The sequence below is a fragment of the Paraburkholderia sp. A1RI_3L genome, assembly GCF_048957895.1.
Lineage (GTDB): Bacteria > Pseudomonadota > Gammaproteobacteria > Burkholderiales > Burkholderiaceae > Paraburkholderia > Paraburkholderia kururiensis.
This window is the reverse complement of the sequence record NZ_JARCHA010000003.1, coordinates 83604-105818: the sequence shown is the minus strand read 5'-3', so window position 1 is coordinate 105818 and position 22215 is coordinate 83604. Positions and strand designations below refer to the sequence as shown.

The following is a 22215-nucleotide window of genomic DNA, read 5'->3' as shown; positions in this document are numbered from 1 at the left end:
GGTCCCGTCATTGTTCCTGCGGCGTGGGATTGGGGCTGTCGGCGGGCTGCACGCGGTTGTCGATGACGAGCGGCGTGCCGTTTTTCAGCTTCAGCTGGCCGCTTGTCACCACCTGTGTGCCTTCGGCAATGCCCTTGGTCACCGCCACCTGGTCGCCGCGCGTGGGGCCCGGCGTGACGAACACCTGCTGCGCGACGGGCAGCGTTTTGCCCTGCGTCTGTTTGCCTTTGGCAGTGCCTTGTGCGCTCTGCTCGTTGCCGTTCTTCACCACGAACACAGTGGCGCCGTAGGGGTTGTAGGTGATCGCCGTCTGCGGCAGCGTGAGGTAGCGCTGGCCTGCGCCCGCGTCCACCTTCACGTTCGCGTACATGCCGGGCAACAGCTTGCGGTCGTGGTTGTCCACGAGCGCTTCGATCTGCACGTTGCGCGTGTTCGTGTCCACCTTCGGGTTGATCGAAAGAATCTTGCCCGTGAAGGTGCGGCCGCTATACGCGTTGGTTTCCACGATCACGCTCTGGCCGATGGCGAGCTGCCCCAACTGCTGCTGCGGCAGATAGAAATCCACATAGATGGGGTCCACCGTTTGCAGCGTGACGATGGTGTCGCCGGGATTCAGGTATTGGCCGGGATTCACGGTGGTGATGCCGAGGCGCCCGGCGAACGGCGCGCGGATCGTTTTCTTCGCCACGAGCGCGGTCTGCTGCGCAACCTGCGCGAGCTTGCTCTTGAGGTCCGCGGCGTCGGCGTCGAGCTGCGCCTTCGCAATGGCCTTGATCTCGTACTGCGCGCGGTCCCGCTCGTAGACGGTCTTCGCAAGTTCGGCCGCGGCCTCGAGTGCGGCGAGCTGGGCCTTGTCGGTATCCGCGTTGAGCTCGACGAGCAACTGGCCCGCCTTCACGTCCTGCCCGGAGCGGAACGCGATGTCGCGCACGAGGCCCGCCATCTCCGTCGTCACGTCCACGCCGCGCACGGCGCGCAGGCTGCCCACGGCGGCGAGCTGCGGCTGCCACGCCTGATAGCGCGCCACGGTCGCGGTGACGGTGGCGGGCGGCGCGGCATTGCCCGCCATGAACTTCGCGATCATGTGCGCGCGGAACAGGTTGAAGCCGACGAGCGCGGCCACCAGCAGGCCCACGCACACCAGCATCACGATCATCCGCCTCGTCATGGGTCGTTTCTGATTCATTGTCGTTTTTCCTGTACGGCGTGGGACGAAATCGTCGAACGAGACATAGCGCTTCTGTATTGACTTCGATTCAGTTCACGGGAGGGCTCGCGGGCGCCGTTGTATTGCTTGCTGCGTCGCTTGCCGATGCGTTCCACCAGCCGCCCCCAAGCGACTGGAAGAGGGCGGCCGTGTCGGCATAGCGGTTCGCCTGCGCCTGCGCGAAGCTCACTACGGTCTGCTGGTACTGACGCTGCGCGTCGAGCAGCGCGAGGTAGCTCACCGCGCCCACGCGATACTGCGCGCGCGTGAGGTCGAGCGAGTCGCTGGCCGAATGCCAGGCCTCGGTCTGCGCCTTGAGGCCGTTCGCGTCGTTGTCGAGCGCGCGCAGCGAATCGGCCACGTTCTGGAAGGCCTGCAACACCGTCTCGCGGTATTGCGCGTCGGCCTGTTCGTAGGCGGCCACCGCCGCGCGCTTTTGCGCGAGCAGCTCGCCGCCACGAAAGAGGGGCTGCAGCAGGCTACCGCCGATGCTCCAGATCGTGCTGCCCGCGCGGAACACCTGGGCCGGCGTGAGCGCCTCGGCGCCGTAGCTCGCGGAAAGCGTGAGTTGCGGATACATGGCCGCCGTCGCCACGCCGATCTGCGCGCTCGCCTGATGCAGCAGCGCATCCGCGGCGAGGATGTCGGGCCGCTGCTTCACGAGCGACGACGGCACGCTCACGGGCAGCGTCTGCGGCAGCGAGAACATGTCGAGCCGGAACTCGGGCAACGCGGCCTCCGAAGGCAGCTTGCCGGAGAGCACGGCGAGCTGGTGGCGCACCTGGTCGAGCGACTGCTGGAGCGAGGGCAGCGTGGCGCGCGTCTGCGCGAGCAACGTCTGCTGCGCGAGCACGGCGGTGCGCGCCACGCCGCCCAGTTCGAACTGCTGCTGGAGCAGCTTCAACTGCTGCTCTTCGTCGAGCGCGATGCCCGCGGTCGCTTCGATCTGCGCACGCAGCGACGCCTCTTTCACTGCGGCCGTCACGATGTTGGCCGTGAGCGCGAGCCAGGCGGCCTGCAACTGGAAACGCTCGTAGTCGATCTGCGCGGCGAGCCCTTCGAGTTGACGGCGCGCGCCGCCGAACAGGTCGAGCTTGTACGAGACGCTGACCGAGGCGTTGTAGAGATTCAACTCTTCGACCACGCCCGGCTGGCCGACGCTCAAGCCGCTGAACTTCTGGCGCGTGGCGCCGAGCTGCGCATCCACGGAAGGCAGGAGCGAGCCGCCCACCTGGGCGCGATAGTTCTCGGCGGCCTGCCGCAGTGCGGCCTGCGCGGCGGCGATGTTCGGACTGTTGGCAAGCGCCGCGCGAATCACGGTGTCGAGCGGCTCGCAGTGAAAGAGCGTCCACCACGCGGCGGGAATGTCGCCGCCGGGCGCGAAGCGCTGCGCGAGGCCGGCGGCGCCCGGCGACGATGCGGTTTCGTCGGGCATGGGCGCCGGCGTGTAGCGGTCCACCGTCGGCGGCGCGGGCGCATGGTAGTTCGGGCCCACCATGCAGCCCGCGAGTCCGAGGCTCATGCCCACGCCGACCGCATAAATGAGGCCGGCACGGCGGGCAAGGCGAGTCAGGCGAACTACGGGGGCAGCGGGGGCAGCGCGAACTACGTGGATAACGAGGGTGAAGACGGCAAAGAGGCGGCGGGTGGCGCAGTGCGTTATTGCGGCGCACCAGAACGGAGGGTGACGGGTCTGGCAAGCACGAGCTGTCATTGATTGACCTTATAGGGCTTGGCGCAATGCGGATCGTCGCAGAAAACGGCGACTAAATCACGCGGTGCATGCTCTTGGGTGGGCGGCGCGCGCCCATCGATGCATGACGATTTCGCCGCGCCAGTTGTGACTTCGCGCGTGCCGGTTTTGCGATGACACTGCCATCTGCTGACAGCGGGCTGACTTTGCGCTGAGGTTGCTCTGACGTTGCGCTGGGGTTGCTCTGACGTCGCGCTGATCCGCCTCGCCCCGGGCGCCTGGCCCGATTGACGTGGATCAACGGGGCGGACCCGCGCGCCGGTACGGTACGGAGTGATCCCCGGGCTGTCTTCCGTCCCGCTTTGTTTTCTTGCCGGAGCCGCTTTCATGACGATGCGCCATGTCGACTTTCTGCTGGTGGGCGCAGGCCTTGCCAGCGTCACGGCGGCTCGCACGCTGCGCATGGAAGATCCTGCCGCGAGCATCGCCATTCTGAGCGGCGAGGCGGTGCTGCCGTACCAGCGTCCGCCGCTGACGAAGGGTTTTCTGGACGGCTCGGTGAGTGCGCTGCAGATTGCGATTCGGCCCGCCGAGTTCTACGCGGAGCAGCGCATCGATTTGATGCTGGGCGCGCGTGCAGTGCGCGTGGATGCCAAAGACCACGTGGTGCATCTCGCGGACGGCAGCGCGATGGGCTACGGCAAGCTGTTGATCGCCACGGGCGTATCGCCGCGCGCGCCCGCACTGCCGGGCATGGGGCTCGCGGGCGTGTACAGCCTGCATACGCTCGCGGATGCCTCTGCGGTGCGCGATGCCGCGTTGCAGAGCGCGCAAAGCGGGCGAACGAGGCGCGCGGTGGTGATCGGCGCGGGCTTCGTCGGCATCGAAACGGCCGCGTCGCTGCGCGCGCTGGGGCTCGACGTCACCGTGATCGAGCGTCAGCACGCGGTGATGCCGCAACTGCGCGCGCCGGTGCTCTCGGCTTACTTCGCGAAACGTTGCGTTGAGCACGGCGTCGATGTGAAAACGGATTGCCTCGTAGAAAGCGTGGTGGGGCGCGAGGGCGCGGAGGTAGTGGAAGGCGTGGTGACGAGCACAGGGGAAACCATTGCCTGCGATCTGGTGGTCGCGGCGGTGGGCGTGGCGCCGAACTGCGCGTTCCTGGAAGGCAGCGGCGTGGCGCTCGCCGACGGCGTGGTGGTGGACGACTGCCTGCAATCGAGCGACCCCGACATCTACGCGGCCGGCGACGTGGCCAGCTTCTTCGACCCCGTGTTCGGCGTGCGCCGGCGCATCGAGCACTGGGACAACGCGCGCCGCCAGGGCAACATCGCTGCGCGCAACATGCGCGGCGGGCGCTTTCCGTATCGCGACGTGTCGATGTTCTTCGGCGACGCGTTCGGCCAGCCGTACAACTTCATGGGCTTCCCGCACGGCGTGACGGAAACGGTGGAGCGCGGCTCGCTCGAAGCGGGCTCGTATTCGCTGCTGTACCTCAAGCACGACGTGCTGCGCGCCATCTTCTCGCTGGGGCGAACCGCGGGCGAGACCTCGGCCGCCGAGGAACTGATCCGCCTGCGCATCAGCCTGCACGGCGCGAAACCGCGTCTTGCCGACACCACGTTTCCGCTCGACCGCCTGCCCGAGCAGACCGTGCTGATCCTGCAAGGCGGCGGCGCGCTGGGCGCGTTCGAATGCGGGGCCATCCGCGCGCTGGAAGAAAAGGGCGTGCGGCCCGATGTGATTTCGGCCGTGTCGATCGGCGCCTTCAATGCGGCGATCGTCGCGAGTCATCCGGGCGATGCCTCGCGCGCGCTCGCCGCGTTCTGGCGGGACGTGTCGATTCCGCTGCCTGCGCTGCCTTCGTTACCGGCGCCGTTCGCCTGCGGTGACGACTCGCTGCACGGCGCGCTGCTTTCCTGGTACGTGCTGTGGTTCGGCGTGCCCAACTTCCTGCGTCCGCGCTGGTGGAATCCGAACCTGGGGCTTGCGGCATGGCTGCCCTGGTGGACGAGTCTCTACGACACCTCGCCCGTGCGCACGCTGATCGAGCGCTACGTGGACTTCGACGCGCTTGCCGCCAGCCCCACGCGGCTCCTCTTGAGCGCCGTGGACGTGGCCACCGGCGAGCCGCGCATCTTCGACAGCTACGTGGACCGCATCGGCCCCGAACATCTGCTCGCGAGCGGCAGCCTGCCGCCCGGTATGCCGTGGACGATGGTGGACGGACGCGCGTACTGGGACGGCGGCATCGTGAGCAACTCGCCGCTCGACCTTGTGATCGAGCGCTGCGGGCGCATTGGCGGACGCATCTTCGCGGTGGACCTGTTTTCGGGCACGCGCGCGATGCCGTCGAATCTGCTCGAGGTGATGCTGCGGCGCGACGAGATCGTCTACACCGACCGCGTGCGCAACGACCTGCGCTTCGAAGAGTATGCGAACGACTTCAGCGACCTCGTCGACGAAATTCTCAAGCAGGTGGACGAGCCCACGGCGCGGCGCATCCGCCAGCGCCCGCACTTCATTCGCCTGATGGGCAACCGCGCGCCGATCCGCATTGCGAGAATCGCGCTGGACGGCGGGCCGTTGTCGCTCTCGAGCGATTTCGATTTTTCGGCCTCGACGGTGACGCGCCTGCAGACGCGCGGCTACGAGGCGGCCCTTGCGGTGCTGGCGCGCGACGAGGTGCCGGTGCCCGCGGATTGAGGGTGGCTTCGGAATAGCCAGGGTGCCTTGGCCGGGGAGGAGGGGGCAGATGCCAGGCGCGTGCCGCCACAGTCGCCATAGCTGTGTTCGGCCGCCCTCGGCCGCGGCGCACCGTTCCCGCCGTTTGATTGACCTCAAGCGATTCGCCCCGATCACGCGCAGAATTTCTTCGTGGTGTTGCAGACCGGCGTGCTGCGAACCGTTCCTTCGCCGTTCTGACGGTCTTCATCGCCTTCGCGGCCTCTCGTGACGTAGCGTGCGACGACCGGGCGCGCAACGCGCTTTCGCCTCTGCTGCGCCCTTCACTGTCGGGATGATCTGCCATGGAATTTCTCTACGACGACCGTGCCCACGCCGGCCGCGTGCTAGCAGGAAGGCTCGCGCGTTATGCGGGGCGCGATGACGTGATCGTGCTCGGCCTGCCGCGCGGCGGTGTGCCTGTGGCCTACGAAGTGGCGCGTGCGCTCGGCGCGCCGCTCGACGTACTCGTGGTGCGCAAGCTCGGCGTGCCGAACTATCCGGAACTCGCAATGGGCGCGGTGGGCCCGGGCGATACCGTGTATCTGGATCGGCACATCGTTGCCGAAACCGGCGTGTCGCCGCACGAGATCGATCGCGTGCTGGCCGCAGAGCGCGCGGAACTCCAGCGCCGCGAGGCGCTGTACCGCGGAGGGCGTGCACCGCTCGTCGCGGAGGGACGCACCGCGATCGTCGTCGACGACGGCATGGCAACCGGCGCCACGATGCGTGTGGCCGTCCAGCTGCTGCGCAAGGGCAACGCCGCGCGCGTCGTGGTGGCGGTGCCGGTGGCGCCCGGCGACACGGTGGCGCGCGTTGGGCCGCTCGCGGACGAGGTGATCTGCGCTTACGTGCCGCGCGTCTTCCAGGGCGTAGGGCAGTTCTACGGCGACTTCGCCCAGACCGCCGACGCGCAGGTGACGGAACTGCTCGCGCGCTCGCGCGTGGAGCCCGCGGAGTAGCGGGGTAGCGGGGTAGCGGATCGGGTTGCAGGCGAGGGATCGCAGACCGAATGGCAGCCGGGCCCGAACAAGGCGAGGGAAGGGCGCGGCATACCGCATTCGGGCGATGCGAAGCGGCACCTTGTTACAGGTCGTGACCGAAACATTTCACCGGTAACGATCGAGTAACCAACACGCGCAGCAGGTGTCCTATCGTGTCGCCATCGCAATGCAAGGAGTCAGGCAATCATGAAACGCAAAGCCAGTTTGTCGGCCTTCGGAAGGGCACGCCGGCTGCCGGCGTGGTCGCGGTTTGCCGTGCCCGCCGCCATGGCCGGTGTGGCGGTGGCGCTGGTGGGCTGCACGGTCATGCCGCCCAGCGGCCCGAGCGTGGTGGCGTTGCCGCCCAAGGGCAAGTCGCTCACGGAATTCCAGCAGGAAGACTATGCGTGCCGCGACTACGCCTTCCGCTCCACGGACTCGGCGGGTGCGGCTCAGGGCGCGACGGCCAATAGCGTGAACAGCGCGGCGCTCGGCACGGTGGGCGGCGCGGCGGCCGGTGCGCTGCTGGGCGCGGCCGCGGGCAACGCGGGAGCCGGCGCGGCAATTGGCGCGGGCAGCGGCCTGCTGCTCGGCTCGGCGGTGGGCGCGAACGGTGCGCAATATGCGTCGGGCGGCTTGCAGGCCCGGTACGACGCGGCTTACGCGCAATGCATGACGTCGAAGGGCAACACGATTTCGCCGCCCGCCTACGCCACGCCGATGTACGGCCAGCCCGTCTACGGTCAGCCGATGTACGCGGCGCCCCCCGTGATCTATCGCGCGCCGCCTCCGCCGGTCTACTACTACGCGCCTCCGGCACCCTGGTATTACTGACGCGGGTGGGGTAGAAGCAGGCCACTCCGCCGCATGGGACTGTCCACGGCCCGGCTCTCACGACCGGGCCGCGGCATTTACTGCTCGTCGCGCGCCCGACTCCTAACCGTGGTGTTCTTCCGCCTTGTGAGCGGGTGGATGAGACTGCGGGTGCGGTTGAGGATGAGCATGCGGCTGCGCCGGATGGGCGTTGGTGTGCGGCGCGGGCCGTGGCGCCGCGTCGGCGCGTTGGGCCGGACGCGGATTGTCGTGCGGTGCTTCCACGGCGTGAGGCTCGGCGTGCTGCGTCGGCTGCGCATCGCGCGGCGCTTCTTGCTGCCGCACGGCGTCGTGCTCGGGTTGCTGCTGCGGTTCGCGTGGCGCCGCGGTTTCATGCGGCTGCATCCGCCCGGCCTGCGGCGCACGCGGGCCTTCCGCCTGAGGTGCGGCCTGAGGTGCGGCCTGAGGTGCGTCGAAACCGCCTTGCGCCGTATGTCCGTTGCGCGCTTCCTCCTGCGCGTGCGAGGCGCCGCCCGTCGGGTGCGGCACGCCATTGTCGGCGGCTGCGGGCGCGTGCGGTGCCGGCTCGCCGGGGTGCGCTTCGTGGTCGATTCCATGGCTCGCTTCACGGCTGTTCCCGTCCGCGGGCGCTTGCGGCGCGCCCTGCCCACGAGCCGTCTCGCCGCCGTGTTGCGGTGCTTCTTGCGGTTCACCGCGCGGTTCGCCCTGCACGGGCGCCTGTAGGCCGGGCTGCCGGCCGACCGGCCGCGCCGTTTCGCGATCGATCACATGAAAGCCCTGCGTCTGCGGTTCGCGGCTCGCCGGTGCGCCGTGCGCGGCTTCGGGCGCGGCACGGTGCACGACCGGTTCGCCCGCGCCTTCCACGCGTCCGCCCGCTGACGCGAAGCGCTGCGCAAGCGTGTCGTGCAATGCAGGGGGCACGGCCGGCGCACGCGTGGCGATGACCTGCCGCTGCGCGGCCTCAGCCGGCGCGCCGATCTTCGCGGCGCGCATGCCGCCCGCAAAGCTTTCCCGCACCGGCGCCACGGCGGGCGCACCTGCTCCGACCTGCGCATGCGCCAGCTGCTGCGGCGTGAGTGCATGAGCGGCCATGGCCACGGGCTGCCCGTGCACGAAGGTGTTGGCGGGGACGGCGGTCACCGCGCCGGGCACCGTCTGGTTGATGTACGTGTTGTGCACGTTGGTGATGTTGTTGACGATCGTCGTGTTGTGGACGTTCGTCACATTCACGTTGTTCACGCGTTCGTAGTAGCGCGGACTGTAGCCGTAGGCCGGATGCCAGGGCTCGCCCGGGCCGAGCGGGAGCCACGCCACGCCTGCGGTGATGGCCGCGCCGATGGTGAGGTTGATCCCCCAATGCACGCCGCCCCCTCCACTGCTCCCGCCGCCCACGAAGGCCACGAGCGCCGGCGCATAGCAGGGCGGCCGCGCGACCACGACCGGGCCGGGCACCCACGCCCACACGCGGTCGATATATGCCCAACGTCCATAGTGGAACGGCGCGAAGCCCCAGGGCGCGTCGTCGATCCAGGTCCAGCCCCATGGCGCGATCCAGGCCCAGTGCCCGGCGTGGTACGGCACCCAGCCGGCCGAGACGGCGACCGTCGGAACCCACACCTCGCCGTAGGTCGGATCGTGCCGCCACGTGCCGTTGGTATCCAGTGCTTCATAACCCGGCATCTCGCGCGAGACGTAGCGGGCCGAGACCGACGCGTCTTCGGCGCGGTCGCGCGCGGCGACCCAACGGTCGAAGCTGTCCGGTGCAGGGGCCGCGCCGCCCGCCTGCTGCTGGAGGTTCGTGCCGACGAAGCGGATCTGCTCGCCCGCACTCATGGCATACGAGCCGCCGTCGCCGTACAGGATGGCCGTTCCCGAGCGCAGCGTGACCGTCGTGGCGCTGCCGTCCGGCGCCACGTCGACGCGAAAGAGGCCGGCGTTCGTGGCGACGAGCGCGACGTTCGGCGTGTCGATCTCGAAGCTCTGGCCGGCGGGCAACGCGCGGACGTGCGCCGAAAGAGAGCCTTGCGTGACCTTGAGCTGTGTGACCGTGTCGGTGAGGTCGACGATGTCGAGCGCGGTCTGCTGGTCGAGCCGCAGCGCGGTGGAACCGGCATGCAGTTCGGCGCGCGCGCCGCTGTCGGCCCAGAGCTGGTCGCCGGTGGTGAGCGGGCGGTTCAGCACGGCGTAGGACCAGTCGGTGAGGCCCGCAGGCTCCATCGTGACCGTGCCGTTGAAGTAGTCGAGACGCGCGACGCGTCCCGGCGGATCGCCGGCCGCCGCGCCTGCCGGCACGCCGCCCGGTGCTGCCGGCGATGGCACGGTGTCCTGAGCAAATCCAGGTGGGGCAATGAGGGCGAGCGCCGCGCATAGCGATAGCGCGCCCGCGTGGATGCGATGCAAGCTTGTTGTCATTATTGGAAGCTCCGTTGTTATGGATCTGTCAGCGTGGACCGTCGCAAGCGGAATCAGGCCGGCTTCACCTGCGTCGTCACGTCTGCTAACGCCGTGATTGTTAAACGCGATGACACGCGCGAACCCGTCGCCGTGCACGACATTGCAACGAAATGTGAGTCCTGTATCGCGTACGGTATGAGCCGTCTGCAGAGGGCGCGACAGGACCCGAAAGGGCACGAGCAGGCGTGCGTTGGTGGTATGGTCGGGCTTCGGTGTGTCCGTTTTCGGCGCGTCGGTGCAGTGCGTGCGTGGGCGTTGTTCGTTCGGCGCGCTGCGCCGGTCGTCGCACCCATAACCACAAGACAGGGAGCCCGCATGATCGATGCCGTCAAGGAAATCGCGGACTGGAACGCCAACCGCGAGCCGGAGCGCCTCGCCATGAAATACCGCGCCATGCGCACCTCGCCGTTCGTGTTCCTGCGCGGCACGTGTCATCTGTTCTACCGCCGCGTGCCGGCGCAAGGCGTGCTCGCCCAGGCGCCCCCGGTGTGGATCTGCGGGGACATGCATCTGGAGAACTTCGGCAGCTACAAGGCCGACAACCGGCTCGTCTACTTCGACATCAACGACTTCGACGAGGCCTGTCTCGCGCCCGCGCTCTACGAAATGGTGCGGCTCCTCACGAGTGTGCTGGTGGGCGCCGCGGACCTGAAGCTCTCGCGCGCCGAGGCGCTGGGCCTGTGCCATTCGGCCGTGGACGCCTACGCGCGTGCGCTCGCGTTCGGCAAGGCGCGTTGGGTGGAGCCCGAGACGTCGGACGGCATGGTGCGCGAACTCTTCGACGGCCTCGCCAAACGTACACGCGTGGATCACCTCGACCGGCGCACCGAACTCAAGGGCAAAAAGCGCGTGCTGCGCGTGGACGGCAAGAAGGCGCTGCCCGTGGACGACCCCACCCGCGAAGCCGTGACCGCGTTCATGGAGAGCTTCGCGAAAGAGGCCCAGACACCCGACGCCCCCGCGTTCTATCGTGTGATCGACGTGGCGCGGCGCATCGCGGGTACGGGCAGCCTCGGCGTGGATCGATACGTCGTGCTGGTGGAAGGCAAGGGCTCGCCGGATGGCAACTATCTGATCGACCTGAAAGAGGCGCTGCCTTCCTCCGTGGCGCCGAACCTGAAGACGAAGCAGCCGCACTGGCCCACCGAAGCGCAGCGCGTGGTGGCCGTGCAGCAGCGCATGCAGGCTGTCTCGCAGGCGTTCCTGCATGCCGTCACGTTCAACGGCCGCCCGTATGTGCTGCGCGGCCTGCAACCTTCGGAGGACCGCGTGGCGCTCGCGGGCTGGGACAGCAAACTGCCGCGGCTCGAAGGCGTGGTCAATACGATGGCCGAACTCTGCGCATGGGCGCAGTTGCGCAGCGGCGGACGCCAGGGTTCCGCGATTGCCGACGAGATGATCGCCTTTGGCGAGAAGACCGACTGGCAGATGCCGCTCATCGAACTGGCGCTGCAATGCGAAAAACAGGTGCAGGACGACTGGCGCGCGTATTGCGAGGCGTACGACGGCGGGGTATTCGGGCCGGCGAAGAAGGCGTAGTGGCGTGACGGAACGAAGGTCAGAGAGAGGGGCGGAGAGAGGGCCAGCAAAAGGTGCGGCGGCGGGCCATCGAACGATGACTGGCGTCGCGCGCAACGTCGTCGGTCTGCGCGTACGCGTATGAGGCCGCGATCGGCATCATCGCGGCGCTCCTTGCCGGGTGCGTGTTGCTCGTCAGCAGTGCGGGTCGTTTGCGCGCATGGGGCGCCGTGAGCCGTGGGCTGAAGCGAAAGCGCGTGGTGGTCTGCGGTCCTGCCTGCATCCATACGTGCACCAACGCTCGCACTAATGCGCACGCCATCGCCAGCGCCGGCGTCGACAACATCGCTACTTGCCGCGCCGCTTCCCAGGCTGACGGGCCAGCCTCGCGCGCGCCTCGGCCGCCGCTTGCGGATGCCCCAGGTCGCGTGCCACGAAGTGCGCGATCTTGCGCCCGGCGAGGCTCACGTTCACGTAGTCGTTGGGCGCCTTGGTCTGCGCGCCGTCGGCGGCCGAGTGGTACTCGATGCGCAACTGGCTCTGCGTGGCCACCACGCGCAGGTAGCCGTAGTGCGTGTCGTCGTAGTTTTCGAGCACCACCTGGTCCGTGTCGTTCGATGCGGTCTGCACGACTTGCGGGGCGCGCGGCGCGGGCGAGCCGGGCTTCGCGAGCTTGACGAGCCCGTGTCCGCCGTTGCCGCACACCACATACGGAATCTGCGTGCCGTCCGAGCCGCGCGTGCGCGTGTAGCGCTGATAGTTGTGCGCGTGCCCCGACAGGAACGCGTGCGGCCATACGCCGTGTCGTTCGCAGATGGCGTCGATCTGCGCGAGCATATCGACGCTCGAACTATGCCGGCCTATTGCATAGGGCGGGTGGTGCGTCGCGAAGAGAAGCGCGCCTTCGTAGCCTTCGTCCTTGATCCGCTTGAGCGCCGCGTCGAGAAAATCGAGCTGGCTTGTGCCGATGTGCGGATCGGCGATCACACCCGGGTCTTCGAGCGTATTGCTGTAGAGCGCCAGCACGCGCACGAACGGCGCTTCGAACGTGAAGAAGACGCCGGGCTGGATCTGCGCGGTGCGCGAGAGGCCGCCCGCTTCGGGTGTCACCGCGAAGTCCGACGCGCAGAAGTTGCGCAGGTACGCATCGAGGCTGGTTGCGTGCGCCTCGGGCGACACCATGCCGTCGTGGTTGCCCGCGCAGGCGAGGATGGGCGCGGGATAGTCGCGATAAGGCTCGTAGAACTGGTCGTAGTAATACTGGCCCTCGCCGAAGCTGTAGACGATGTCGCCCAGCAGCAGCGCGAACTGCGGCACTTCGGCGGGGTCGGCTTCGGTGAAGTCGGCGGTCATCTTGTCCGCGACTTCGTTTTGCGTGGCAGGGCCTTTGATGCTGCCGCAGTCGCCTGTGGCGTGAAAGACGAGCTGCCCCGCCGACGTGATCGAATCAATCGCTTTCTGGTTGCCGCCGAAAACATCCGCGAGCGCGACCTGCGGCTCGACGCCGCCGCGCGGCGCGGGAAACGGTAGCGCAAACAGCTTGTGCTCGGCGTTGAGCTTGTCGATTTCCTTGTAGGCCGCGTCGTCGGAAGGATGCGGGACGCGAAACACGCTGGGGTCCGGCGTGGGCTGCGGCTGCGCGAACACCGGATGGTCGAGCACGCGCGGCGCGGCGAACGCGTTCATACCCGCGTTGGTGTTCGTGCTCGCACCTGGCGTTGTGCCGCTGTCCGGCCGGCGTTTTTCTTTCGCTGCGGTTGCGCTTTTCTTCGATTGCGTTTTCGACGTCGATTTCGCGGCCATGGGGCGTTCTCCTGTCGGTGGGCATCGGGCTGCAAGTCGCGGCGGCGCCATCTGGCACAGCGCGCGGCGTGCTGCGTACGACAGGAGGGCGGGGGGAAAGTGCCGTGCAGGGAGCGGTGAAAAAACAGCGAAAAAACAGAGAAAAAGCGGGGAAGGAGCGTGAAAGACGTGTGAAAGAAGCGGCGGGTGCACCGCTTCCCGGTCGACCCGTTCAGCCGCGTCGTTTAGCCGAAGCACTCAATCAAAGCAGTTCCTGAACGCCACCGCAGCGATCACCGGCACGGAAAGCACCAGCGGAATCGCGAAGTAGGGCACTTCGAGGTCCACGACCCAGCTATAGACCAGCCAGCCGATTCCGGCACCGAGCGTGGCGAGCCCCACGAGCACCGTGAGGATATTGAGCACGAGGTTCGACGGGCGCCAGCGCGGTCGTTCCTCTTTGGAAGACGTCTTCATCGCAGTTCCGGCGCAATGCGCGGCAAGGGGGCAACGGGATATGCGATGAATTTTACTCTGCGGTGAGGCGGCGGCGCATGGGGACTATCGGCACGGTCCGGGCGCGGACGTGTCCTCGGGCGTCGACTGAAAGCTATCCGTCGCGGCTTCATGCTCGCCGGTTTCGTGCCACGCATGAATCACAACGCGAAGCGCACAGACTTCAGCAGCGTTTGCGGGTGCCGTCGCCATCACGCGCCGGTTCGCCCCATTTGCGGCTTTTCGGGGACGCATTGACGTATCCGCTCTCGAATTGCCGCCCCATTTCTGGTCACATTTCCGGCCACATTTCCCACGTAAATTCCAGGGTTCATGCGAATGGATGTTCGCCAATGCGAAACGCCGGTGTTGTAATGTCGCGACATTTCAAAAGAAAAGGCGCGGTCGAAATGCGCAAATGCGAAAACGTTTGCGCTTGTTTAGTTTCAAGTATTTGAAGCGGGTTGTTAAAACCGCGTGATGGGCGAAAACCACGTCAGCTAACAAAGTTTGACGCTTGAACAAAATACTCCGCCATGCTCATGCGGTTAGAATCCACGCGCAGGACAGAACAGGCGCGAGGCGCGATTCGGTAGGACGAGGCCGGCAGAGGCTCGCCGCGGGGTGCGGCGGGGATATTGCCAGCGCACCGGAAAAATGGACGCAGTAGCGAATTTCCGGTGAAATACACGAATTGCGAAGACCTGGATTCACGATAAGCAACATTCCGGACGCACGCGGCCGCATTCGAATTTTGCCGCAATCGCATTGCGCGAATTTGATGAGCGCCCGGCGACCATAAAAGGGCAGGATGTTGACGACGAAGAAGAACGCCGGGCAATACGGCGGTAATGAGAGCAGGTGCCGGGGGACTCATTTTCAGCGCGCGGCTGCGGGCTTTTCGGCCGCATTTTTCATTGCGCTCGCTGTCAATGCCGTGCCGTCGCGTGTGCTCGCTCAAGAAGCGCAGGTGACGGCGGCCGGTGGCGAATCTCGCGCCCACGCAAGCACGCAGGAAAGCAAGGAAAGCCCGCGTCCGAACATTGCCTTCTTCGACGGTGCCGATCCGCCCGTCGATTTGCTGCAGGCATTCGACGCCGTGGTGCTCGACCCCTCGCGCGGCTTCGATCCCGCCGCGCACCCCCTGCCGCACACGCTCTGGCTGGCCCGAACCGACACGGCGAACGCGGGCACGCAGGTTCTTCCCTACGTCGAGTCGCTCTGGCAGAAAGGCTATCGCGGCTTTCTGCTCGACACGCCCGCCGCCGTCGAAGCCTTCGACGCCATTCACGCCGCGCATCCCGAAGCGCGCCTCATCATCGGCGGCAGTCATCCGTTGCAGGCCGCGCGGCCTCATGCGAGCGCGGCCGGCGGCCTTCGTGCGAGCGCGGCCGGCGGCCTGTATGCCGTGGTGGGCGGCTCGCTCGTGAAGGGCGGCGCCTCCGCGGACAACGCATCTACGGACAACGCATCGGCCGGCACAACAGACCAGCCCCCCACGCTCGCCGAGGCACGCGCCTTCACCGAACAAACCGGCGTGCCCGTCATCTCCATCGATTACTGCCAGCGTACCGACCGCGCCTGCGCGCGCGACACGGCGGCGAAGGCCCTTGCGGCCGGCGTGCTGCCCTACGCAACGGACCCGGCGCGCGACATCGTGGGCATCGGCGCCATCGAGGTGCTGCCGCGCAAGGTGCTCGTCGTGCAGGACCGCGACCCGAAGGCGAATCTCGACATCACGCCGGGCGTAGACTACGTGTCGACGCCGCTCAACTACCTGGGCTACGACGTCGAGTTCGCCGACTTCAACGCGCCGCTGCCGCGCGACGTGACGCCCGACCGCTACGCGGGCGTCGTGGTGTGGATCACCGGCAACTCGGTGTCGAACCCCGTGCAGTGGGAGCGCTGGCTCGGCGCGCGCATTGCCGACCACGTGAAGGTGGCGGTGTTCGGCCACTTCGGCTTCGACGCCGCCAACGACATGGGCCCGCAGCTCGACCTGCAGCCGGTGGCCGGCAGGCCGGCCGGCGCGCTTTCGGTGGTGGTACGCGACCCGATGATGGGCTTCGAAGTGGACCCGCGTGCCGATCCGCGCGACCTCGCAGGCCTGCGCGCGGGCGCGAAAAGCCGGCCGCTCCTGCGGCTGTCGGCGGGCGACGGCGTGGTCTTCGATCAGGCCGCCATCACGCCGTGGGGCGGCTTTACGCTCGACCCCTACGCCGTCTACACGCTCGATGCCATTTCGCAGGACCGCTGGGCCATCAATCCGATGGCGTTCCTCAAGGACGCGCTGCGCCTGTCGCCCATGCCGTCGCCCAACGTGACCACCGAAAACGGCCGACGCCTTTTCATGTCGCACGTGGACGGCGACGGTTTTGCCTCGCGCACCGAGTTTCCCGGCCCCGACTTCTCGGGCGAAGCGCTCTACGAGCGCATCTTCACGAAGTACAAGGTGCCGATGACGCTCTCCGTCATCGAAGGCGAAGTGGGTCCCGCGGGCCTGCATCCCGACATCTCGCCGCGGCTCGAACAGATCGCGCGCAAGATGTTCGCGCTGCCGTACGTGGAGATCGGTTCGCACACGTACTCGCATCCGTTCCGCTGGGACTGGCTGGACCTCGTCACGGGCAAGCGCATCGACAACGGCGAATCCGACGACGGCTTCTCGCTCAACATCCCAGGCTACAAGTTCAACATCGACCGCGAGATCACCGGCACCATCGACTACATCAACTCGCAGCTCGCGCCCCCCGGCAAGCGCACCATGGTGCTGCAGTGGCCGGGCGACTGCCAGCCGCCGGGCGTGATCGTGCGCAAGGTCTACGCGGCGCACGTCTACAACATCAACGGCGGCGACACGATCATCACGAAGTCGGCGCCCAGCTGGACGAACATTGCGCCCATCGGCGTGGAGAAGGGCACGGGGCCGGACTCGTTCCAGCTCTACGCACCCAACCAGGACGAGAACGTCTACACGAACGACTGGCTCGGCCCGTTCTACGGCTTCACGCGCGTGCTCGAAACGTTCGACATGACGGATCGCCCGTATCGCTTCAAGCCCATCGACGTCTACTACCACATGTACAGCGGCACGAAGATCGCGTCGCTGCGGGCGCTCGACCAGATTTTCGCGGCGGTCTTGAAGCAACCGGTGCTGCCCGTGCATATCACGGACTACGCGCGCAAGGCGCTCGACTGGCGCACTTTCGCGGTGGCGCGCGAGGTGGACGGCAGCGGCTGGCGCGTGCGCGGCAACGGCGAAGTGCGCGAGCTGCGCTGGCCGCAGACGCAGGCGCTGGACCTCGCCACGGCCACGGGCGTGACGGGCTATAGCGACGGACCGGACGGCACCTACGTGCACATCGACGGCGGCAGCGCGCGCTTCGCGTTCGAACCCGCGGGCACTCAAAGCGGCACGGATGCAGGCCCGCGCGCGCTGCCCTACATCGCCGAGGCCAACGGCTTCGTGCGCAACTTCCGCCGCACCGCGAACGGCATGACCTTCGACTTCGGCGGCTACTACGAACCGTTCGTGCGCATTGCCAACGGTGCGCGCTGCACGGCGAGCGTCGCGGGTCGCGCGGTGGCCGCTCGGCGCGACGGGTCGTTCCTGCGCTTCGATACGCCGGGCGTGGCGGGCGAAACGGTGGACTATCAACCCGTGAGCGTGACCTGTGGCAACTGAGCGCTCATCCCTTCGTCCCGTCCAGGGCGCGCATGGCGCCGTGCAGGTGCGCGCGGCGTTGCCCGCGAAGCGCCCTCGCATCGCACCGCTCTGGCTCGTGCTGCTGATGGCCGGCGTGGTGGTGCTCACGCTCTACGCCGCGTGGCCGGGCGGCGGCCTGCGGGCGCGCGTGGCCACGTCGCCCACGAGCGCGCTGAGCGTCGCCTATCTCGAAGCGTGGCTGCGTGTACAGCCCGACAATGAGGAGTTCCTGCAACTGCTCGGCACGCAGTATCGCGAAGTGGGGCGGCTTGACGACGCGCTTCGCGTTGCGCAGCGCATGGCGCGCTCGCAGAGTCCCGACATGCGACGCGCGGCGCTGCTGCTGCGCCTCGGCATCGACGAGCAGAAAGCCTTTGCCTACCCCGAAGGCAGCCGCGAGCGCGAGGAAGCGCTCGAACAGGTGCGCGAGGAACTGCACGCCGCCGCGGCCATGCAATGGGACACGGACGACCTGCAACACCTCGCGTCGCGCGCCGCGGCCACGGGCACGCCCGCGCTCGCACGCGATCTGTATGCGCGGCTTTCGCAGCAGGACGCGGCCGGGCGCCGCCAGTGGGATGAAGCGCTGGTCCGCTACGCTGTGGAAACGGGCGCGTATCGCGAAGCGGCCGACGCGTACTTCCGCCTGCAAGACAGCGCGACGACGCTCGACGCGCGGCGCAGCGCATTCCTCTCCGGCATTCGTACGCTGCAGGCGGGCAATCTGCTCGCCGATGCGCTCGAGGCGGCCCAGCAACACGCGGGCGCGCTCGAAAACGACAAAGCGACGCTGATCGTGCTGCTCAACCTGGCGCGTGCCGCGCAGCGGCCGGATCTCGTGGACCGTTATGCGAAGGCGCTGGCGAAATACGCGGCAGCGCGGCCATTGCCATTGCCGGAAGACACGCAGCGTGCGGCGCAGTTTGCTTACATGGATGGCCCGGTCGTGGTGGCGAACGCGCGCGGCATGCGCGAGCCGGCGGGCCTGTACGTCGCAGCGTGGCGTGAGGGATTCGGCGCACGCATCGTGCGGGTAGCGGCGTCGACGCCGGCACCGCAGGCCTCGGCCGCAGCGCCGGCTTCGGCTGCGTCCGCCAATACAGCCGCGACGGCAGCCGCCACCACAGCCGCCACCACAGCCGCCACTGCAGCCGCCACTGCAGCCGCAAAGCCCGCGGCTTCCAGCGCCCCCGGCTCGACCGACGACGTCGCGAGCCTCGTCTTCACCTCGTTTGTCGAATCGCGCGATCTCGACAACGCGCAGAAGATCGCCGAACAACAGGTGGCGCGGCATCCCGATTCGGCGCTGTGGTTAAAGCGCCTCGCCCAGGTGGCCGAATGGAACCACGCGCCCGCGCTCGCGCTGAAGACGTGGCTTGCCTACGCGCGCACCTCAAACGATGCCGAGGCGTGGCAGACCGTGCAGCGCATGGCGCCCATGCTCAACGACGACGAAGCGTACCTCGCCGCCATGATCCACGCGTCGGCCGCCGCGCCCGCCGACATGAAACTCGTGGACGCCGTGACCTCCACCTACGAGCGGCTGGGCCGCCCCGAGGACGCGCTCGCGTTCCTGCGCGCCCATCCGCGCGACGGCGCGGGCGATGCCGTTGACGAACGCATCGCCACGCTTGCCGAGCGCGCGGGCCATGACGATCAGGCGCTCGCCGTCTACCGGCAGCTGCTCGCGCGTCATCCGGGCAACACGCTCTATGCCGTGCGGGCCGCGAGCCTGCTCTTTCGCCGCAGCGACTTCGCGGGTGCCTACGCGACGCTGCAAAAGTCGCACGATGCGGCGAAAGACGACGACGTGCTCTACTGGCGCAACTACGCGCAGGTCGCGCGGCTGCTGCAAAAGGACAGCGGCGCGAACGACGCCTACCGCCATCTGCTCGCGGGCGGCAAGGAAAGCCCCGACGACCTCGCCGCGATGACCTACTTCTACAGCGCCTGGCCGCTCGATGCGGGCCGCACCGCCGAGCTTCAGTACCGGCGCGACGGCACCGTGCGCGCGCTGCAGCTCGCGCTCTTCAACTACACGAGCGCGCGTGCCTGGGACCGCGCGGCCGCGCTGCTCGCAAGCCTCACGCCGAAGCAGCGCGAGCAGGCCGAAGCGTCGGTGGAATTTCTCACCACGCGCGCCGAGTACGAACGGCAGATCGACCACGTCGCGGACGCACTGCGCGACCTCGAACGCGCGGTCACGCTGCCGGGCGCCACGGACGACGCCCGCGCCGCGCTCTTGTGGACGCTCGTGGACGACGGCAACGACACCGCGCTCAAGAGCGCGCGCTGGCAGTGGTGCGAGAACGCGCAGCAGTTGCCCGCGCTGTGGGGACCGTGCGCGGCGGCCCTGATGCGCATGGACCGGCCCGTGGCGGCATTGCGTCTGTTGCGCCTGCAATCGGCCACGATGCAGCGCGACCCGCTCTGGCTGCTCACCTACGCCGATGCCGAGGAACAGGCGGGGCGCCCTGACCTCGCGCGCTCCATTCGCCGTCATGTGTGGCGCCGGCTGCAGCGCGAGAACCCGGCGGCGCTCGCGGCAACTGGGCAGGTGGCGAAGACCGGGCTGCTGCAGGACGAAGACATGCGCGAGCAGTTGAGCGGCCGGCGCGTGACGCTCGCACAGACCTTCGAACGTGCCGACGTTTCGCTGGCGCTGCTCAATGACCTGATTGCGTCGGACGCGGGCCGCGCCGGGAGCGACAAAGGCAGCAACGGCCAGCCGCAGCCGGAGCAGCGCACGCTGCTGGGCAACACGCCGGGCCTGCTGCCGTTGCATCCGGCGAACACGGGCGGCAAAGCAGCCGCTCAACCCGTCGACCCCCAACGCCTGAAGTCGGCGGTCGCCAAGGACGTGGCGCTCGCGTGGGCGCTCTCGCAGGAAGCGAATCCGCTTGCCAAGCGCTGGCTCGCGCAGCAGTACGCCAACCGGCTCGCCCAGCCTGCCGACGCACGGCTCACGCTCGCGCTCGCCGACGGCGACACGGCCACGATGGAACGTCTGCTCGACGAGGAGGGCGGCAAGCTGCCCGTCACGTCGCGCATCGATGCGTCGATTGCCGTGGATCGTCCCACCGATGCCGAGCAGCTCGCCTTCAATGCGCTCGAAGGCGCGCCGGACAACACGGACTACCAGACGCGCCTGACCGACACGGCGCTCGCCTGGCCGCAATCCATCGACGCCGACATCTCGAACCACATCGAGCATCCGCTCGACTACACGGAGCTTGCGCTGTCGGCGAGCCGCAAGCTGACGGGGCGCTACCTCGTGGGCGTGACGAGCGTGCAGCGCTTCCAGCATTCGGCCGACGATACCCAGCTCGTGAACGTGCCCGCGCAGGACCGCTCGATCGGCTTCTACGTGGAGCGGCGCACCAACGACACGTCGGTCACGCTCACGGGCGGCCGGCGCGAAGGGCTCGACAGCTTCTATACGGCCAACGTCGAGGCGGAAGTGGGCCGCAACTCGCCCGTCACGTTCACCGTGCGCGCGGGCCGCAACCAGACGGCGACCGAATCGCAGGCGCTGCTGGTGGGCGGCATGAAGGACAACGTGGCCGGCACGCTGCTCTGGAACGTCACGCCGCGCTGGTACGTGTCGGGCAACGTGGAGGCCGACCGCTTCTACAGCCAGGCGCGCAACTACCTGGGCAGCGGCGTGCTGACGACCGGCGAGATCGGCTACCGCATTCGCACCACGTACCCCGACTACACGCTGCGCGTGGTCGGCACGCGCGGCAGCTACGGCGCAAGCGGCGCCGCGGACGCGCTGATTTCGCGGCTCCTGCCCGCTACGGCCGGGCCCGCGACGGCCGCGACCTTCGTGCCCCAGACCTACGCGCAGTACGGCTTTTTCGCCAGTGTGGGCGGCGCGCTGCGCGAGCAGTACACGCACGCGTGGCGTCCGTTCGCGGAAGTGGGCATCGTCCACGACTCGCTGCAGGGCTGGGGCCCGCAGCTGAGCGCGGGCGTGGCGGGCAGTGTGTTCGGCGGAGACCATGCCGCCGTCTACGTGGAGTATCAGCGCGTGTCGCAGCTCGGCACTTCGGTCCGGGTGATCGGCGGGCGCTACAGCTGGTTCTATTGAGGCAGGCGAGCGGAGCGGCGAAGGCGAAGGTTCGCGGGACCGCTCCGGCAGAAACTGGCAGAAACTGGCAGACCCGGGCAGACCGTCGAATGGCGCTGCCCGCGAGCCGGCCAGATGCGAAGTATCTTGAGGAGAATATCAATGAAAGAAGAACGTGGTTCGTGGTTCGCGCGGTTTGTTCCGATGGTCTCGCGCGCGTCGTTGTTCGTCGCCGCGGCGGCACTGATCGCCGCGTGCGGCACCGTCCGGCAGACCAGCGCGCCGGCTCTTTCGGCACGCGATGCAGTGGCGGTGGCGTCTATCGCCAACTACACTGAAACGCCCGCGGCGGGTCGCAGCACCGAAGCTATCGCGGCCAGCGTGCTGCGCGCCAACGGCTTGACCGACGTGCGCGTGGCGCCCGCCGGCACGGGCGGCGGCGCAGCGCTCTTCGATACGGCGCAGCGCGCGGACATGGACCAGCAGCTCGAATGGGCGCGCTCGCAGCAGGTCCGCTACGTGCTGACGGGCGCGGTGGAAGAGTGGCGCTACAAGGCCGGCGTGGACGGCGAGCCCGTGGTGGGCCTCACGTTCGAACTCGTCGACGTGCAGTCGGGCCACATCGTGTGGAGTTCGACGGGTTCGAAGAGCGGCTGGAGCCGTTCGAGCCTCGCGAGCGTGGCGACGTCGCTGATCGGCAACGTGCTCTCGCCGCTCTCGGTGCGCCGTTGATCTTGCTTCTCGTGG

At 68.1% G+C, this 22215-nt stretch carries 12 protein-coding genes; 7 read left to right on the top strand and 5 right to left on the bottom strand.

Features of this window, described 5'->3' with window-relative positions; genetic code table 11:
• Nucleotides 1-7: 7 nt before the first annotated feature.
• Complete coding sequence (locus tag PXJ20_RS10270; RefSeq protein ID WP_421029515.1) at nt 8-1186, bottom strand: efflux RND transporter periplasmic adaptor subunit; 1179 nt, start codon at nt 1184-1186, stop codon at nt 8-10.
• 70 nt (nt 1187-1256) lie between these two features.
• Complete coding sequence (locus PXJ20_RS10265) at nt 1257-2729, bottom strand: efflux transporter outer membrane subunit (RefSeq protein ID WP_421029514.1); 1473 nt, start codon at nt 2727-2729, stop codon at nt 1257-1259.
• 564 nt (nt 2730-3293) lie between these two features.
• Here PXJ20_RS10265 and PXJ20_RS10260 point away from each other — a divergent pair.
• The 3 genes from PXJ20_RS10260 to PXJ20_RS10250 all read left to right on the top strand — a co-directional run bounded on the left by PXJ20_RS10260 (nt 3294) and on the right by PXJ20_RS10250 (nt 7441).
• Nucleotides 3294-5606, top strand: coding sequence for an FAD-dependent oxidoreductase (locus PXJ20_RS10260; protein ID WP_421030926.1), 2313 nt, complete (start codon nt 3294-3296; stop codon nt 5604-5606).
• Between the two features lie 323 nt (nt 5607-5929).
• On the top strand, nt 5930-6586 hold the full coding sequence (locus PXJ20_RS10255) for a phosphoribosyltransferase (protein ID WP_421029513.1): 657 nt from the start codon (nt 5930-5932) through the stop codon (nt 6584-6586).
• A 228-nt stretch (nt 6587-6814) separates the two neighbouring features.
• On the top strand, nt 6815-7441 hold the full coding sequence (locus PXJ20_RS10250) for a glycine zipper family protein (protein ID WP_126876174.1): 627 nt from the start codon (nt 6815-6817) through the stop codon (nt 7439-7441).
• A 102-nt stretch (nt 7442-7543) separates the two neighbouring features.
• Here the strand turns inward: PXJ20_RS10250 and PXJ20_RS10245 are convergent, their stop codons facing one another.
• Complete coding sequence (locus tag PXJ20_RS10245; protein ID WP_421029512.1) at nt 7544-9853, bottom strand: DUF6600 domain-containing protein; 2310 nt, start codon at nt 9851-9853, stop codon at nt 7544-7546.
• Nucleotides 9854-10210: 357 nt separating this feature from the next.
• Here PXJ20_RS10245 and PXJ20_RS10240 point away from each other — a divergent pair, with 357 nt between their 5' ends.
• Complete coding sequence (locus tag PXJ20_RS10240; protein WP_421029511.1) at nt 10211-11434, top strand: DUF2252 domain-containing protein; 1224 nt, start codon at nt 10211-10213, stop codon at nt 11432-11434.
• Between the two features lie 327 nt (nt 11435-11761).
• Here the strand turns inward: PXJ20_RS10240 and PXJ20_RS10235 are convergent, their stop codons facing one another.
• Nucleotides 11762-13216 carry a metallophosphoesterase family protein gene (locus tag PXJ20_RS10235; RefSeq protein ID WP_421029510.1) on the bottom strand — a complete coding sequence of 485 codons (1455 nt, stop codon included), beginning with the start codon at nt 13214-13216 and terminating at the stop codon, nt 11762-11764.
• Nucleotides 13217-13453: 237 nt separating this feature from the next.
• Complete coding sequence (locus PXJ20_RS10230) at nt 13454-13672, bottom strand: hypothetical protein (RefSeq protein ID WP_017776418.1); 219 nt, start codon at nt 13670-13672, stop codon at nt 13454-13456.
• 829 nt (nt 13673-14501) lie between these two features.
• On the opposite strand from PXJ20_RS10230, the gene PXJ20_RS10225 reads away from it, so the two are divergent.
• The 3 genes from PXJ20_RS10225 (at nt 14502) to PXJ20_RS10215 (ending at nt 22200) form a co-directional block, all read left to right on the top strand.
• Nucleotides 14502-17375 carry a sugar ABC transporter gene (locus PXJ20_RS10225; RefSeq protein ID WP_421029509.1) on the top strand — a complete coding sequence of 958 codons (2874 nt, stop codon included), beginning with the start codon at nt 14502-14504 and terminating at the stop codon, nt 17373-17375.
• A complete protein-coding gene (locus PXJ20_RS10220) occupies nt 17365-21489 on the top strand; it encodes a tetratricopeptide repeat protein (protein ID WP_421029508.1) in 4125 nt (1374 codons plus the stop codon). Before PXJ20_RS10225 ends, PXJ20_RS10220 begins: the two co-directional genes overlap by 11 nt.
• Before the next feature lie 183 nt (nt 21490-21672).
• On the top strand, nt 21673-22200 hold the full coding sequence (locus tag PXJ20_RS10215) for a penicillin-binding protein activator LpoB (protein WP_126876329.1): 528 nt from the start codon (nt 21673-21675) through the stop codon (nt 22198-22200).
• The last annotated feature ends 15 nt before the right edge of the window (nt 22201-22215 follow it).

Coding starts and splice junctions, on each gene's coding strand:
- PXJ20_RS10270 (WP_421029515.1), bottom strand. CDS start 1,186: ATGAATCAGAAACGACCCATGACGAGGCGGATGATCGTGATGCTGGTG.
- PXJ20_RS10265 (WP_421029514.1), bottom strand. CDS start 2,729: ATGAGCCTCGGACTCGCGGGCTGCATGGTGGGCCCGAACTACCATGCG.
- PXJ20_RS10260 (WP_421030926.1), top strand. CDS start 3,294: ATGCGCCATGTCGACTTTCTGCTGGTGGGCGCAGGCCTTGCCAGCGTC.
- PXJ20_RS10255 (WP_421029513.1), top strand. CDS start 5,930: ATGGAATTTCTCTACGACGACCGTGCCCACGCCGGCCGCGTGCTAGCA.
- PXJ20_RS10250 (WP_126876174.1), top strand. CDS start 6,815: ATGAAACGCAAAGCCAGTTTGTCGGCCTTCGGAAGGGCACGCCGGCTG.
- PXJ20_RS10245 (WP_421029512.1), bottom strand. CDS start 9,853: ATGACAACAAGCTTGCATCGCATCCACGCGGGCGCGCTATCGCTATGC.
- PXJ20_RS10240 (WP_421029511.1), top strand. CDS start 10,211: ATGATCGATGCCGTCAAGGAAATCGCGGACTGGAACGCCAACCGCGAG.
- PXJ20_RS10235 (WP_421029510.1), bottom strand. CDS start 13,216: ATGGCCGCGAAATCGACGTCGAAAACGCAATCGAAGAAAAGCGCAACC.
- PXJ20_RS10230 (WP_017776418.1), bottom strand. CDS start 13,672: ATGAAGACGTCTTCCAAAGAGGAACGACCGCGCTGGCGCCCGTCGAAC.
- PXJ20_RS10225 (WP_421029509.1), top strand. CDS start 14,502: ATGTTGACGACGAAGAAGAACGCCGGGCAATACGGCGGTAATGAGAGC.
- PXJ20_RS10215 (WP_126876329.1), top strand. CDS start 21,673: ATGGTCTCGCGCGCGTCGTTGTTCGTCGCCGCGGCGGCACTGATCGCC.